13 protein-coding genes and 1 rRNA gene are annotated in these 15,524 nt (G+C 41.3%); 13 read left to right on the forward strand and 1 reads right to left on the reverse strand.

What is annotated here, in order from left to right; genetic code table 11:
* The first annotated feature begins 150 nt into the window (after positions 1–150).
* The 8 genes from rrf (at position 151) to hisC (ending at position 7,511) form a co-directional block, all read left to right on the forward strand.
* A 5S ribosomal RNA gene (gene rrf, locus BFN00_RS09775) occupies positions 151–265 on the forward strand.
* Positions 266–464: 199 nt separating this feature from the next.
* On the forward strand, positions 465–1,916 hold the full coding sequence (locus tag BFN00_RS09780) for an RNA polymerase factor sigma-54 (protein ID WP_071851365.1): 1,452 nt from the start codon (positions 465–467) through the stop codon (positions 1,914–1,916).
* Positions 1,917–2,100: 184 nt separating this feature from the next.
* Positions 2,101–2,433, forward strand: a complete 333-nt coding sequence (gene hpf, locus BFN00_RS09785; protein ID WP_004730744.1) for a ribosome hibernation-promoting factor, HPF/YfiA family — start codon at positions 2,101–2,103, stop codon at positions 2,431–2,433.
* A gap of 133 nt (positions 2,434–2,566) precedes the next feature.
* Positions 2,567–2,818: a BolA family iron metabolism protein IbaG gene (gene ibaG / locus BFN00_RS09790; RefSeq protein ID WP_004730742.1), complete on the forward strand. Its 252-nt coding sequence runs from the start codon at positions 2,567–2,569 to the stop codon at positions 2,816–2,818.
* A gap of 7 nt (positions 2,819–2,825) precedes the next feature.
* Positions 2,826–4,082, forward strand: a complete 1,257-nt coding sequence (murA, locus tag BFN00_RS09795) for a UDP-N-acetylglucosamine 1-carboxyvinyltransferase (protein ID WP_004279150.1) — start codon at positions 2,826–2,828, stop codon at positions 4,080–4,082.
* Positions 4,082–4,783: an ATP phosphoribosyltransferase gene (gene hisG, locus BFN00_RS09800; RefSeq protein WP_004646025.1), complete on the forward strand. Its 702-nt coding sequence runs from the start codon at positions 4,082–4,084 to the stop codon at positions 4,781–4,783. The genes murA and hisG overlap by 1 nt, the downstream gene beginning before the upstream one ends.
* A gap of 186 nt (positions 4,784–4,969) precedes the next feature.
* Positions 4,970–6,274 (forward strand): histidinol dehydrogenase, encoded by a 1,305-nt coding sequence (gene hisD / locus BFN00_RS09805; RefSeq protein ID WP_071851367.1) that lies wholly within the window; start codon positions 4,970–4,972, stop codon positions 6,272–6,274.
* A 148-nt stretch (positions 6,275–6,422) separates the two neighbouring features.
* Complete coding sequence (hisC, locus tag BFN00_RS09810) at positions 6,423–7,511, forward strand: histidinol-phosphate transaminase (RefSeq protein ID WP_071851369.1); 1,089 nt, start codon at positions 6,423–6,425, stop codon at positions 7,509–7,511.
* Positions 7,512–7,620: 109 nt separating this feature from the next.
* Here hisC and BFN00_RS09815 read toward each other — a convergent pair whose 3' ends face one another.
* Complete coding sequence (locus BFN00_RS09815) at positions 7,621–8,952, reverse strand: anthranilate synthase component I family protein (protein ID WP_071851370.1); 1,332 nt, start codon at positions 8,950–8,952, stop codon at positions 7,621–7,623.
* 260 nt (positions 8,953–9,212) lie between these two features.
* Between BFN00_RS09815 and filA the strand changes: the two genes are divergently transcribed.
* From filA to filE, 5 genes are all read left to right on the forward strand, one after another.
* Complete coding sequence (filA, locus tag BFN00_RS09820; protein WP_071851372.1) at positions 9,213–10,364, forward strand: putative pilus system protein FilA; 1,152 nt, start codon at positions 9,213–9,215, stop codon at positions 10,362–10,364.
* 188 nt (positions 10,365–10,552) lie between these two features.
* Positions 10,553–11,386 carry a putative pilus system C39 family peptidase FilB gene (filB, locus tag BFN00_RS09825; RefSeq protein WP_004646031.1) on the forward strand — a complete coding sequence of 278 codons (834 nt, stop codon included), beginning with the start codon at positions 10,553–10,555 and terminating at the stop codon, positions 11,384–11,386.
* A gap of 34 nt (positions 11,387–11,420) precedes the next feature.
* On the forward strand, positions 11,421–12,623 hold the full coding sequence (filC, locus tag BFN00_RS09830; protein WP_082180564.1) for a putative pilus system protein FilC: 1,203 nt from the start codon (positions 11,421–11,423) through the stop codon (positions 12,621–12,623).
* Positions 12,624–12,635: 12 nt separating this feature from the next.
* Positions 12,636–14,300: a putative pilus system OmpP1/FadL family transporter FilD gene (gene filD, locus BFN00_RS09835; protein ID WP_071851376.1), complete on the forward strand. Its 1,665-nt coding sequence runs from the start codon at positions 12,636–12,638 to the stop codon at positions 14,298–14,300.
* Between the two features lie 7 nt (positions 14,301–14,307).
* Positions 14,308–15,510 (forward strand): putative pilus assembly protein FilE, encoded by a 1,203-nt coding sequence (gene filE, locus BFN00_RS09840; RefSeq protein WP_071851378.1) that lies wholly within the window; start codon positions 14,308–14,310, stop codon positions 15,508–15,510.
* The last annotated feature ends 14 nt before the right edge of the window (positions 15,511–15,524 follow it).

Here is a 15,524-nt window from a genome sequence, read left to right on the forward strand (position 1 = left end):
GGATCGATTGATTCGATATTAAACAAAGTGACTTGATTTAGTTACGCTAAACGAACAAACTACTGCAACTCAGATATCTCTGTTAATGAATTCTATTTGGTAGAAAGCAAGGCAAAACGTAAGACCTAGCAAGTATCCATAAACAGTTGTGCTGGCGACCATAGCAAGAGTGAACCACCTGATCCCTTCCCGAACTCAGAAGTGAAACCTCTTAGCGCTGATGGTAGTGTGGGGTTACCCATGTGAGAGTAAGTCATCGCCAGCTCATTATTCCAAAACACCCCCGACCATAAGGCCAGGGGTGTTTTTTTATGCGAAAAATTAAGTATTTAAACAATTATTAGTCGCGAAAGACTAGAAATTTAAAATCCAATTTGTATGTTTTTTGGTAAATCTGTGTTATAAAAAATAAAACGGCATAAAAATTGCTTATAAAACGGGATTTTCTATTAAGGGGGGTAACAATGAGATTATCAGTGGGTATAAAAATTGCGAACTCGCTGTCATTAACTCCACAATTACAGCAGGCAATTCGGCTATTACAACTTTCAAGTCTGGAATTGGAACAAGAAGTTCAGTTGCAACTTGATAGTAATCCTCTATTAGAAAAAGTTGAAGAGCAAATTACCCTTGAAAGCTTATCTACAATTGAGTCAAATAATGAAAATCAAGATCTAACTAATCAACTTAATGCCGATCATCTGCCTGATGACTTACCTGTAGATACCGATTGGGATGATGTCTATACCCATCAACCTACAAGTCTGGGGGCAGCCGAGTTCGAAGAGCGTGAAGATAATCGTCAAGGGCATCAGAGCCTGCAAGAATATATGCTAGAACAAATTAATCTGCTGAATTTTTCACAGGTTGATAAATTAATCGCTTATTGCATAGTCGATTCTTTGGACGACAAAGGTTTTTTAGATGCTGAGTTGAGTGAAATTACTGCATCGGTACAACATTTACTCTCTTCTATGGGGTCTGAAGAAGAAATTGAAGATGATGAGGTTGCCGTTGTATTAAAGCATATCCAGCGTTTGGATCCGGTAGGTGTAGGTTCTAGAAGCTTGGCAGAATGCCTATTGGTTCAACTTGATAATTTACCTGCGTCAACGCCTTGCCGAAATGATGCGATCAAACTTCTGCAACATTATGAATTATTGATCACCAATGAGCTTCCTAAGCTGATCAAACAGACTGGCTTAAATCCAGAGCAGTTGCGTTGTGCCGTAGATTTGCTAAAAACATTAAAACCGCATCCTGGTCTGGAATTTGAAAACAAGGAATCGGATTATCAGGTGCCAGATGTCGTGGTGATGAAAAAGAATAACTGCTGGCAAGTCAATTTAAACTCGGATGTGCTGCCAAAGTTACGCGTCAATTCTTTTTATGCCAAAATGATTCGTCGTGCAGATCAAAGCGATGATAATCAGTACCTGCGTAATCAGATGCTGGAAGCGAAGAACTTCATTAAAAGTATCGATGAACGACATAAAACCTTATTGAAAGTCGCGACTTGTATTGTGGAACATCAAAAAATGTTCTTGGAAATTGGGGCGGAAGGCATGAAACCTCTGGTTTTAAGAGATATTGCCGAAGAAGTTGAATTGCATGAATCTACAGTTTCGCGCGTAACCACCAATAAATATATGCTGACCCCACGTGGATTGTTCGAGTTGAAATATTTCTTCTCGAGTCACGTTGGCACGACTTCAGGTGGTGAAGCATCTTCTACTGCTATTCGTGCCAAAATCAAAAAACTGATTTCCGAAGAAAATGCCCGCAAGCCTTTGTCTGATAATGCAATTGCCAATATGTTAAAAGATGAAGGCATTGATGTGGCACGACGTACGGTGGCGAAATATCGTGAATCGTTACATATTCCTTCATCTTCTGAGCGAAAAGTCTTGATCTAAAATTTGAAATCTGGCTATTCTAGAGATTCATTATGACAGCATAATGAATCTTTTTTTCTTTTGAGGAGCAGTAAAATGATTTGATCCAGGACTTAAAATACGGATATTTTATTTATAAGTTGCTGTATTTAAATTATTTTATATTGTGACTCTTCTAATCCTAACGAAGGTGAGGGATAGAACTATGCAAATAACAATTCGTGGACATCATTTATCGATTACGCCAGCTATTGAAGAAAGTATAAAAACCAAGTTTTCACAGATGACGAAGCACCTGGATCAGGTGAATAGTATGCAAGTGAAACTCTCAAAAGATCATCAAATTGATAAACGCTCTAGAAAGGGCAGTAGTAATCATATCGCAGAGGCTATTATCCGATTACCGGGCATTGAATTTTTTGCTCACGCCACCGCAGATGATATGTATACCTCAATTAAAATATTGACTGAAAAACTCAAACGGCAGATTGATCGATACCGGGAAATGCATTTACAGCAGCATCCTTTAGCCCTATAAAGGACAAATGATGAAAAAGAGGTTTTAAAAGCCTCTTTTTTTTATATATATAATGTATGGATCCATGAATTATTTTTGCTATTTATAGTAAAATGGCTCGTTTTACACCCTTAGTCCTATAAGAGGTCTTGTGATGAATAATGAACAGCTCGCTGAAATTTTAGAAGCCGCTTTTCCAGAGGCGGATGTTGCTGTGAGTGGTCAGGGCGGAAAATTTGATCTCCGTATTGTGGATGATCAATTTGAAGGTAAGCGTCCAGTTGCACGCCAACAAGCTGTTTATGCTCCTCTCAATGCCCATATTGCCAGTGGTGCAGTTCACGCAGTAACGATTCGCGCGATGACAAAAGAAGAATGGCGCAAAGCAAGCTTATTTGGAGCTTAATCATTTAATGGATAAATTTTTAATTCAGGGCGGTATCAAGCTCGAAGGTGAAGTGCGCATTTCTGGTGCAAAGAATGCAGCACTTCCATTATTGGCAGCAATGATTCTGGCTGATACCCCGATTACGCTCAGAAATGTTCCTAATCTAAAAGATGTCAATACGTTGGTGAAGCTGATTGCTGGTCTTGGGATCACCATGACTTATGAAGGCGATACGGTTGTTGCTGATACGTCTACATTAGATAACCAGTTCGCACCGTATGAGCTCGTAAAAACTATGCGTGCTTCTATTTTGGTGCTTGGTCCATTATTGGCGCGCTATGGCAGTGCAAAAGTGTCTTTACCAGGCGGTTGTGCGATTGGTTCCCGTCCTGTCGATCAGCATTTGAAAGCTTTAGAAGCTTTAGGCGCCGAGATTGAAGTCGAAGCCGGTTATGTACATGCCAAAGTCGATGGTCGCCTGAAAGGTGGCGAAGTTGTCTTTGATATGGTGACTGTGGGTGGGACAGAAAATATTCTGATGGCTGCCGTGTTGGCCGATGGTGTGACCACGATTCGCAATGCAGCACGTGAACCTGAAATCACTGATCTTGCGCAAATGCTGATCAAGATGGGTGCCAAGATTGAAGGTCTAGATACCGATACTTTAATTGTGACCGGTGTCGAACGTCTGCATGGCTGTGAATATGCGGTTGTTGCTGACCGGATTGAAACCGGTTCATATCTGGCAGCAGCAGCGATCACTGGCGGTCGTATCAAAACCACGCATACTGATCCGTCCCTGATGGAAGCAGTGCTGGACAAGTTTGAAGAAATGGGCGCAGAAGTGACCCGTGGTGACGACTGGATTGAACTGGATATGCTGGGTAAACGTCCGAAAGCTGTCAGCTTCCAAACCTTACCACATCCAGAATTTCCAACCGATATGCAAGCCCAGATTATGGCTGTGAATGCCATTGCTCAAGGCTTTGCGACAATTTCTGAAACGATTTTTGAAAACCGTTTCATGCATGTTCCTGAATTGGCACGTATGGGTGCCAATATTCAGGTAGAAGGTAATGATGCTGTGGTAACGGGTGTAGAAAAACTTTCTGCCGCACCCGTAATGGCAACAGATTTACGTGCTTCGTTCTCTTTGGTGCTGGCAGCACTTGCCGCTGAAGGTGAAACGCTGATTGACCGCATTTATCATATTGACCGCGGTTATGAAGATGTAGAAGCAAAGTTACAAAGTTTAGGTGCCCAAATTAAGCGAGTAAATTAATGAGCGATATGAGAAACGATGATCCAAACTTTGACGTAATGGGCAATTTTGATCATGGTTTAACTTTGGCATTAAGTAAAGGGCGTATCTTAAAAGAGACTTTACCTTTGCTAGAAACAGCAGGGATTAATCTTTTAGAAGATCCTGATAAATCTCGTAAATTGATTTTCCCGACCACGCATAAACAGGTTCGTATCTTAATTTTACGTGCTTCAGATGTACCGACTTATGTTGAAAATGGTGCAGCCGATATTGGCGTGGCCGGTAAAGATGTATTGATGGAACATGGCGCGCAAAACGTCTATGAACCATTAGACCTGAAAATTGCGGTATGTAAATTGATGACCGCTGGTAAGGTGGGGATGCAACGTCCTAAAGGTCGTTTAAAAATTGCGACCAAATACGTGAATTTGACCCGTCAATACTATGCCAGCCTGGGTGAGCAAGTTGATGTGATCAAGCTGTATGGCTCCATGGAACTTGCACCACTGGTCGGTCTGGGCGATTACATTGTCGATGTCGTGGATACAGGTAATACCTTGCGTGCCAATGGGTTAGAGCCACTTGAAGAAATTTGTAAAGTGTCTTCACGTTTAATCGTGAACAAAGCCAGTTTCAAGCGTAAGCAAGCATTGTTAAATCCGATTCTGGCACAGCTTGAAAAAGCCGTGGAAGAACGTGAAAAGGCAAAACAGGCTTAAATTTGTTGCGTAAAAAAACCGTCCTCTTAGGGCGGTTTTTTTATTCGATTGAACATAAATACGATGTAAATTCTTTCATCAATTTTACCAAAAGTTATTTCCAATAAAACTCATAGGGCTAGAGCACTATAGCTGCCGACAAAAGTCTGGAAAACAGGTAAACTAAAGCCTTCGAATTCAAACCTGATGGGTAAATTGATGCGACGTTTATCGACCCAAGATCAAAACTTCAAGCAAGCATTTGCTGACTTGTTGGCTTTTGAAACTGTTAATGATCCTGAACTTTTAAAAACTGTAGATCAAATTATTGCTGATGTTCGTCAGCATGGTGATGCTCAAGTTCTTAAACTCACTCAACAGTTCGATCGACATCCGGCGCATCAATTCTCAGAGCTGGAGCTGACCCAGGAACAATTGAAAGCAGCATTTGATGGTCTAAGCACGGAAGTGCGTGAAGCGTTAGAGCTTGCAGCAAATCGTGTACGTGAGTTCCATCAAGCGCAAAAGCAAGATGGCTGGACCTACGTCGATACTCTAGGAAATACGCTCGGTCAGAAAGTGACCCCTCTGGATCGTGTCGGGATTTATGTACCCGGTGGTTTAGCGTCTTATCCATCTTCAGTATTGATGAATGCGGTGCCTGCACATGTCGCAGGAGTGCCGGAAATTATTATGGTGGTACCTGCACCGAATGGTGATTTAAATCCATTGGTATTGGCGGCTGCATATCTGGCAGGTGTGACGCGTGTCTTTACCATTGGTGGTGCGCAAGCGGTTGCGGCATTGGCTTATGGTACAGAAACTGTCCCAGCAGTAGATAAAATTACCGGCCCAGGCAACCGTTTTGTGGCTGCGGCAAAACGTGCGGTGTTTGGTCAGGTCGGTATCGACATGATTGCAGGACCTTCTGAAATTCTGGTCTATGCCGAAGGCCAAAATAATGCTGAATGGCTGGCGATGGATTTACTTTCGCAAGCTGAGCATGACACTGTGGCACAGGCTATTTTCATCACACCAGATGAACAGTTGCTGAATGATGTTGAGCAGGCGATTGAAATGCATCTAGCAACATTACCGAAGGCAGAAATTGCCCGTACCTCGATTGCCAATCGTGGTGCTTTGGTCTTGGTGAAAGACCGTCAAGAAGCGTCAGATTTGATTAATCAGGTGGCGCCTGAGCATTTGATGTTGTGTTTAGATGATGCAGAAGCAATGTCTGATAGCATTCGTCATGCAGGTGCGATCTTTATGGGGCGTTATACGCCTGAAGCCATTGGTGATTACTGTGCCGGGCCAAACCATGTCTTGCCAACTTCAGGTACTGCGCGTTTTTCATCGCCACTTGGTGTCTATGATTTCCAGAAGCGTTCAAGTCTGATTATGTGCTCACAAGAAGGTGTAAAAACTTTAGCAAAAACTGCGGATATCTTGGCGCAACAGGAAAACCTAGATGCACATGCACGTTCTGCACGTTATCGTTATCAACCATAAATAGCATTACTACCTCTCCCTGACCCTCTCCTAAAAGGAGAGGAGAATTTAAACCACAAAAATCTTGTGTCTTTATTAATGAAAATTCCTCTATTGCGCCATATATGGCTCAGGGAGAGGTTAGGAGAGGGTTTAAAGAGAATACAAAATGAATATCACAACAGAACAAATGCGTTTTTGGAGTCCTGAAGTACGTGAATTAGAACCGTATACCCCAGGCGAGCAACCAAAAATCCAGAATATTTTAAAACTTAATACCAATGAAAATCCGTATCCGCCATCGCCTAAAGTCGTTGCGGCAGTACAACAGGTATTGGCAAATTCAGCAGATGTTTTGCGTTTATATCCAGACCCTGATGCGTCAGAGTTGAAACAGGCGATCGCTAAACAACAAAATGTACCTGTAGACACTGTCTTTGTCGGCAATGGCTCAGATGAGGTTTTGGCACATATCTTTAAAGCATTTTTTGTTCAAGAACAGCCTCTGCTTTATCCAGATATTACCTATAGTTTCTATCCGGTCTACAGCCAGTTTTTTGGGGTTAAAACCAAAATCTTGCCACTGAATGATGACTTTGAAATTGTTGTGGATGACTATAAACAAGCTAATGGCGGTATTATTATTACTAATCCTAATGCGCCGACCAGTATTGATCTGGGTTTGGCAGTCATTGAGGAAATTCTGCAAGCCAATCCGGATTCAGTGGTGGTGATTGATGAAGCCTATGTCGACTTCGGTGCTGAATCAGCAGTCAAGCTGGTTGAGAAATATGAAAATTTAGTCGTATGTCAAACCACATCGAAGTCACGTTCTCTTGCAGGTCTGCGAGTAGGTTTCGCGATTGCTCAGCCACATTTGATTGCAGCACTTGAAGCAGTCAAAAATAGCTTTAACTCCTATCCGATGGACCGTTTTGCGATTGCTGCAGCGGTGGCTTCATTTGAAGATCAGGCCTACTTTGAAGCACAGAATCAGAAAGTTATTGCCAGCCGTGAAAAGTTGGTGTCCCAATTAAATGAGCTTGGTTTTAAAATTTTACCATCGAGTGCCAACTTTATTTTTGCCTCCTTGCCATCTAAGGATGCAGGCGAACTTGCAAGTGAGTTGCGTGAACGTGGCATTATCGTGCGTTATTTTAATAAGCCACGTATTAACCAGTTCTTGCGAATTACTATTGGTACAGATGAGCAAAATCAGCGTTTAGTAAATACGCTAAAAAATGAGATTTTGGTGTGATCAAAATCCCTCCTAGCCTCCCTTTGAAAAGGGAGGAGTTCCCTCCTTTAGCAAAGGAGGGTTAGGGTGGATTTGTAGAAAAAGCGAATCAAATGATTCGCTTTTTTATTTACTCAGGCTGATACCACGTATTTAACAGATCCAGCATCGCTGAAACCTTATCAAAGCATTCCTGATATTCCGCATCACAATCCGAAGAAATGGTAATACCACCACCCGCCCATAAAGAAACATCTTCCTGATATTTTTGGATGGAACGAATCAGAATATTCCAGGAACCGGTACCATCAAAATTAAAATAACCCATTGATCCACAATAAGCCCCACGTGCAGCACCTTCCAATTCAGCAATAATCTGCATGGCACGAATTTTAGGTGCGCCCGTAATTGAGCCACCTGGTAGGGCTGACATTAACACCTCGAAAGGATTAACATCTGCTTTTAAGGTCGCTTCTACTTCGCTCACCATATGATGCACTTGATTAAAACTTTCGATATTAAATAATTTGGGTGTTTTAACCGAGCCTGTTTCCGCATAAACACTTAAATCATTACGTAATAAATCCACAATCATGACATTTTCTGCCTGATCTTTTTCCGATGCTTTTAAGGTTTGTTTAGATTGTTCATCTAGCACAGGGTCGCTATAGCGTGGCATGGTGCCTTTAATTGGTTTGGTGATAATTTTCCGATTTTTTTCGAAGTCAATAAATAACTCGGGTGAGCAGCTGAGTAATTCAAAATCACCAATACGCAGATAACCCGCATAGGGCGCTTCGGTTAATGTCCAGAATGCTTGGGCAGTCGCTAAGAGGGAGCCTTGGGCTCGACCTTTAAATTCTTGGGTTAGATTAATCTGATAGCAGTCACCTGCAACAATATAGTCCTGAATTTTCTGAAAAGCCTGAGTATAGACAGATTTAGTCCAGCGTGAGGTACAAGGATTTTTTAAATGAAATGTCGAGTGAATTTTATCTTGGTTAAGTAAGTTCTGAATATGATTGAAAATCTGTTCTGCTTGTGGATCATCACTATAGAACATCCAGCCATCAGGGGTTGGTTTAATGTAGGAAGAAAATTGACCAATAAATAAACCAGGTTGAGGACGATCTGGATACTGAATATATTGTTGAGCCGCATAATCGTAGCCGATAAAACCAACATAACCTCCATGAAATCCATTCTTTTGAAGATTTTTTAATGCATCGATTGCTAAATTAAATTCAGATGGGATGGGCTGGTATTGTTCAATCCCTGTTCTTTTAAAAGACTGAATTTGTGATGTTGGCGCAACAAAATATTCTTGAGCGCAGCAGGCAATAAAAGGCTGACCATTATTATTTAAATACACCAGATGATCCAATGTCTTCAATGCGGACAATAGATCTGCAACCAGACGTGATTCAAACTTTAAGGGACGATGATAGAGAGCTTCGGTCATTCAGTTATAGAGAGTTCGATATGACTCACTATTTTATATCAAGAAGTCAGGGGAAATATTTTTAAATCATGAAATACCGTTTATCGGTAAGCGACAGATTGCGACCAACAACAGTTGATCAAAAACTGACTCGACGCTACTTTAAGTGGGCTAGCAAATTACTCAAGGAAAGATGCTTAAGCTGTCAGAAAATAAAAAATACAGCCTAAACACTGAGTAATTCACAACCAAAAAAAATAGTACTCTTGGGAGAGTAAACAATGAAAAAATTTACAAAATTAGTTTTAGCGACTTCAGTTGCATTTAGTGCCAATGCGATGGCGATGCAAGCAATGGATGATGCATCTCTAAGTGAAACAACGGGTCAAGACGGTATTAGTATTGGTATCGGTATTTCAAAAATTGAAATCGAAAAACTATATATTCACGATAATAGCGGTTTAGATGCAAACAAAACTACTAAATCAGTAAAACTTGATGTTACGAATCCTTTAAACCCTAAGGGTGTATTCGAAACTAAACAATGGGATACTGGAGTAAAAGATTCGACTGGTGCCCCAGTTTATCGTGATGTTCAGGCTTTAGCATATGAGAGTAAAAGCGCTGGTGGTACAGATAAGGCCGGTGCGCTTGCAATTTATGGTAATGGGGAAGCAGGTCATGTTAATGAAAAACATGGTGTGGTAATTGGTGCAAACTATGACGAGGGTGGAAAATATCTTTTAGCTTCGCGTAACCTTATGGATTTGAAAATTGATTCAGATGCTGGTAATAATAACCCTTTTATTAATATTGCTGCTGAAGTTTCAGGTTTGGATATTCATATTGGTAAGATTGGTGTTGTAGCATCGGGTCAGGAAGGCACAGGTGATAACTCAGGTTCAATTCGCCGGGGTGGGGTAGGTGCCGTTAATGAAATTTTAACAGGTCTTTCTGTTAAGACAGGGCCTATGTCTGCAAACATTCAATTGGGTGCAGCACCACAAGGCGCGATGATCAAATTAAATGCTACAATGATTGGTGGTCTTGAAATTAAAGATCTGGGTATTGTGGATAATTCAACTCTAGGTGCAACAGTTGTTCCTGCAGCACTCTCTCCTACTCAGGCTGATATTAAGACAACTAAAGCTGGCGTAATTCATATTGATAGTATTAAGCTTTCTGATGCAGGAACTACAGATTTAACATTGAATCAGAATATTAGTATATTTGGTGAAAGCGCTGCAAATAAAGGTTTCTTACGCATTGTAAGTAACAGTGGTGCACATGATACCTATGTGAAAGGTATCCACTTAGGTAGCAAAACAGCAGCATCAATTGGTGATATGGAAGTACAAGGCATGCAGACTTACTATAGTCCAGCACAAGGTACATATCTTCCTGGGGCAGTAATTACTATTTCTGGTCACTAATTTTTACTTAAAAAAAGCGCGTATTTACACGCGCTTTTTTTATGACTAAATCATTTATCCAAAAAATAAAAAAAATGCTGTATTTTTTTGAAAAAGAAGGTATCTTTCTAGTTACAGGGAAGTAGAGTGAATGCTCTATAAAAAGAAAAATAGGCACATCATGCCCATTATAAGAAAAGTTCATAATTATGTTAGAGATCGCGTTGGGCTCGGCATTGATGTATTACGCTGCCAAAGAAGCTCTGGATATCAAAAAACAGCCGAATGGTGCTGTTCACTATACTGAAGTTCTTGATTCAAGAAATGACTCTTTTGTGCGTATGCACCGTGAAGCTGTGGAAGTAAAACCGGCACTTCTGGATCAGTTTCAGGGCATTGTACGTCAGGCTTATGATTACAGTTGTGGTTCAGCAGCACTTACGACCCTGCTCAATGGTTATGTCGGTACGCAGCTGGATGAGCAGCAAGTCATGAGTGGGCTGATGAAATTCGGTGAAACGGATAAAATTGTTGAACGCCGTAGTTTTTCTCTGCTTGATATGAAGCGCTTTGTTTCAGCCTTAGGGTTGGAAAGTGGAGGCTATCGAGGGGAATTCAAAGATTTAGTTAATCAAGATCAGCCCGCCATTGTTCCGATTTCCTATGCAGGATTTAAGCATTTTGTAGTTTATAAAGGTTATAAAAATGGCCGGGTTTATGTTGCAGATCCGGCACTTGGTAATATCAGTTTTGAGGAACGGCGTTTTCAGGATATTTGGGAAAATAACACTTTGTTCCTGATTAATGTACCTGAACAATATCGCAAAAATTTTCTAGCATTAAAAGAATCAGATATGCGTCATGTAGAAGATGCTACGATCAATCGCTATGCCTTGGTTGACATGCAGTATCCACAATTTTATATGGACAAAATTGCTGATAAAGCTTCTACGATCCGTATGGACCGTAATCGTAATACAGAGTCAGAAAAATTTGGGGAATATCAACATAACTTCCTGAGACTGTATTACAAGAATAAATAAAACGCAAAACAGTAATAAAAATTAAAATGGTGAAATGGATATGAACAGTAAATGGATGAACAAGACGTTCTTGGCACTGAGCATTCAAATGGTAATGGGCGTTGCATTTGCTGCAGAAGAACCAGCACTAGGTGAATACGAAACGGTTGATGAAGAAGTTGTTGAAACTACTGCATCTGTACCGGCTCAAACCGGGCAGGTCGAAACGCAGACTGCAGAAGAATCAGAACTAGGTGGATATGAAGCAGGTGAAGAGGCTGTCGTGGAAACAGCACCACCTGTCGAGACTCAGGCTGGCCAAGTCGTAGATGCATCTCAAGCTTTACAGCAACAAGAAGGAGATGCTACTCAGGCAGCTAATCTGGAAGAAGTATTTACGTCAAATGAACGCCAATACTCTCTGATAAAACAAGGCGAAATTTCATCATATTACGATATTGATTATACTTATTATCGGGACACTCAACTCGATATAGAAATGGCTCAGGGTCAATTATATCAACTACGTGTTCAAGAAAATGCAACACATAGTATGACCAATACTTTCACTTTCCAATATGGCGTGAAAGATAACCTGACCTTAACTGCATCCCTACCTTTAGTGGCCAAAACTGACTTGTTAAAAGATACGTCTACTGCAGGTTTGGGCGATATTAGTTTGGGCGCTCGCTGGGAACCCTTTCCATTAAAAGCGGGTCGTCTGCCTCTGATTTTATTTGGTAATTTATCAACTAAAACGGGTGACAGCCCTTATGAAATTAATGCCGCGACAGATCTGGCAGCAGGAAAGGGTTATTACTCTGCTGGCGTGGGTGCCAGTACGCGTAAATACATTGATCCAGTCGTATTGTTTGCATCCGTTTCTGCGAACTATGGTTTTAAAGAATCAGGCCTAAACCAGCGTCGTGGTTATCGTATTATTGAAGAGTTTGAACCGGGGATTAGTGGAGGCTTTGCCTTTGGTTTCGCATATTCATTTAACTATGACGTTTCGATGACCATGTCCTATCAGCAAAGCTTTAATACTGGTGCGGAATTTAACTATAACACGGGTGAAAGTTATTCTGCTGCAGATCAGACCAGTTCTACCTTTGCAATTTCCTTAGGTGTGCGAGTCTCTCCAGAAACAATTGTTAATGGTACTGTTGGCCTAGGGCTGACCGAAGATGCACCGGATGTTTCGTTGGGATTGTCATTCCCACTTGATATTTTAGGTTTTGGTAAAAAAATCAGTTAATAGGGGTGTCGTATGAAAAACATTCGACTTAGCCCGTTATTAACAGGAATTATTCTTGCGGGCTGTTCAAGTTATACCTTTGCACAATTGGGAACCAACCTTTCAGTTGATTTACGTGCACTATCCATGGGGAATGCTGTCACTGCAGATCCTCCAGGGGTCAATGCGGTCCACTTTAACCCGGCTGCACTGACTAAAATTAATGGGCTGCAAACCGAACAGCAAATCATTGTGGCTAATTTTGATATCCAGCGTGAGTTTTCAGTACCCGCCGGATATAACGTATTTGGCTATTCTGATGATCCTATTGTCTGTAATGACGGACCTGAAGTTTCATCTGATTTGTGTACCGATTTTAAAGGTCCGGTCAAAGGCGATGTGGAATATGTCAGCCTTTATGTCCCTTTTCTGAAAAAAATGGTGGATTTAGGGGAAGGCCTTCCTTTGACTGCACCGACCATGGGGATTGCATACAACCCACCTGGATCTAAAGCCACGTATGCGACTGCTGTTTATGCTCCTCTCATGGCAGGTTTTGGTCATGAAGATGGTAACCCGGCAAACTTTATGGGGCAGCAGGTTGCTTTAGAGCGGATTACCTATCTATCACCATCTATCGGTTATGAGGTTAATGACCAGCTGTCGATTGGTGCTTCTATCGGGATGTCTTATCAAGCTATCGGGATGAAAACTGACTTGCGTTTCCCGAATGAGTTGATCGGGATGTTGCGTATGATCGACGAAGTCGTGTGTACGCCGTTTAAAGAAAATTCCGACATTATTACAGATATTCTTTTGCTCGGGATCTGTAATGCGGATGAGGGGATGAACCCATTTGGCAAGTTTGGTCAAATGCAACTGGAGCTTGAGCAAAACTTAAGCCCAAGCTATAACCTGGGAATATTGTGGGAACCGCGTGAAGACTTTAGTTTTGGTATGGTGTACCAAAGTGCTGCGAAAATGCGCTTAAAAGGTAAATATCATATTGATAATGCCAAAGCTCCTCAGGAAATGATCAAAGGTTTAATGACCTCACCGACCGGCCAGATTCTGGCTGCAATTCTTGGATTTCCTACTTACATACCATCGAGTGAATCTGGTCTGGTGTCGCAGGATTTTGAATATCCGGCGCATTTTCAGGCAGGTATCAAATATAAAGTGATGCCAGATTTGCAAGTGAATTTTGATATTGGCTGGACAGATTACAAGGTCTGGGACGAATTTAAATTTGAATTTGATCGTACCATTTCAGCCCTAAAGATTGCCAAAATTTTATCTGCCAATGTTACTGACTCAACCTTGGCTTTACCGATGGGATTTGAATCGCCGTGGAACTTCGGTATCGGGATGGAATATTCCGCTACAGACCGTTTGAAGCTTCGGGCAGGTTATGAGCCACGTACCAGTGCTATTCCGAAAAATAAGCGTAATACCATGGTACCGATCAATGGTGCACAGTTATTTGGTTTAGGTGTAGGTTACCGATTTGATGCAGACACTGATCTGGATCTCTCGATTGGTTTCTTGCGCAGCAAAGATCAGATTCCAGCAAATACCAGTAGTTTAGCCAACCAGACCGGGGTAAATAACCTGTTATTAAACCCATATGCAGGTTTAAACGTAAAAACAGATACCAAAATTACAATTTTAGGTTTGAATTATCGCACGCGTTGGTAAGGGAAAAATGATCAAGACAGGGAACGTTGGATTGACAGCGGTACTGGCATTAAGTCTGGTATCCGTGTCTTTTTATACAAGCGCTAAAGAATTTATTACGATTATTGGTCCGGATGGACGACCATTAGTCGTACCCCGTAATAATGCAGAGAAAAAAACTGAGGACAAATCTCGATTGTCGAAAACAGCAGGAATTGCAGCAGTTCATTCCACACCTGTAAAGCAAGACTTAGAAAAAGTGCCTGTCGTAGAAAATGGACAAGTTAAACCTAAGCATGGCCATAATATGGTTGTACAACCAGTACAACCAGTACAACCAGTACAACCAGTACAACCAGTACAACCAGTACAACCAGTACAACCAGTACAACCAGTACAACCAGTACAACCAGTACAACCGGATATTGCGCAAGAAAAGATTCAGTCTAAACCACAATTAAAATCTGAATCTCAAGCTATTCAAAATCCTGATACTGGAGCTGTATCTTCTGTTGCTACCATACAAAAGCCGGGATTTAGCCAGGTTGAAGGCATTGAATATGTGGATAGTGAGTATCTGGAAAATAAAGAATTTAATTTGGAAGGCAAAAAACGTTTCTATAGCATGCCTGAAGGAGTAGTAGATAAAAATATCGGCACGACCCGGATCCAGACAATTGAACGTGAAAAAGGGGTGGGACAATCCGTATTAAAATCCTTGTTTCAAACGCCAGAAGTAGATTCTGGTCCTGTGGTACTGGCTCAAAGTTATTATCGTATTTCACAGTCGGAGACCATCGATAGCTTGGGCAAACAGTGTTTTAATGATAAGAAAATTAAAAAAGCTAAAGAAATCAGCCTTAAAAAAGCAGTTAACCTCTGGCCTCGTGCGCCTCTTAAAGCAGACCAATTTGATTTTGAAGTGGTAAAGCTTCAATCCGATATCCAGAATATTCAGATCAATTCTTATGCCTCTAGCCAGAAAAATCCAACGTATTATTGGCCTTTTGTTGTGTTTTTAGACAGTCGTGGTTGTGTGCTTGAAGGAGCGGGCGGTTATAAAAATCAGGAAGAACAGGCGAATATTATTCAACATGAGCGTATCGAAGGGGTTCTCCAGATTCCTGCTCAAAGTGGATATATATTATTGACGCCTTTGGCCTCCGCGATAGATGTTGAAGACAAGATGCTGACAAATCATGGACAACTAAAATTAGTCGCCATTCGATAAGGACTATTCGAGTA

The organism is Acinetobacter sp. AR2-3 (assembly GCF_001878775.1).
Taxonomy (GTDB): domain Bacteria; phylum Pseudomonadota; class Gammaproteobacteria; order Pseudomonadales; family Moraxellaceae; genus Acinetobacter; species Acinetobacter lwoffii_D.

Bases quoted from the DNA above. Each gene is read 5' to 3' on its own strand.
- BFN00_RS09780 (WP_071851365.1), top strand. From the start codon at position 465: ATGAGATTATCAGTGGGTATAAAAATTGCGAACTCGCTGTCATTAACT.
- hpf (WP_004730744.1), top strand. From the start codon at position 2,101: ATGCAAATAACAATTCGTGGACATCATTTATCGATTACGCCAGCTATT.
- ibaG (WP_004730742.1), top strand. From the start codon at position 2,567: ATGAATAATGAACAGCTCGCTGAAATTTTAGAAGCCGCTTTTCCAGAG.
- murA (WP_004279150.1), top strand. From the start codon at position 2,826: ATGGATAAATTTTTAATTCAGGGCGGTATCAAGCTCGAAGGTGAAGTG.
- hisG (WP_004646025.1), top strand. From the start codon at position 4,082: ATGAGCGATATGAGAAACGATGATCCAAACTTTGACGTAATGGGCAAT.
- hisD (WP_071851367.1), top strand. From the start codon at position 4,970: ATGGGTAAATTGATGCGACGTTTATCGACCCAAGATCAAAACTTCAAG.
- hisC (WP_071851369.1), top strand. From the start codon at position 6,423: ATGAATATCACAACAGAACAAATGCGTTTTTGGAGTCCTGAAGTACGT.
- BFN00_RS09815 (WP_071851370.1), bottom strand. From the start codon at position 8,952: ATGACCGAAGCTCTCTATCATCGTCCCTTAAAGTTTGAATCACGTCTG.
- filA (WP_071851372.1), top strand. From the start codon at position 9,213: ATGAAAAAATTTACAAAATTAGTTTTAGCGACTTCAGTTGCATTTAGT.
- filB (WP_004646031.1), top strand. From the start codon at position 10,553: ATGTTAGAGATCGCGTTGGGCTCGGCATTGATGTATTACGCTGCCAAA.
- filC (WP_082180564.1), top strand. From the start codon at position 11,421: ATGGATATGAACAGTAAATGGATGAACAAGACGTTCTTGGCACTGAGC.
- filD (WP_071851376.1), top strand. From the start codon at position 12,636: ATGAAAAACATTCGACTTAGCCCGTTATTAACAGGAATTATTCTTGCG.
- filE (WP_071851378.1), top strand. From the start codon at position 14,308: ATGATCAAGACAGGGAACGTTGGATTGACAGCGGTACTGGCATTAAGT.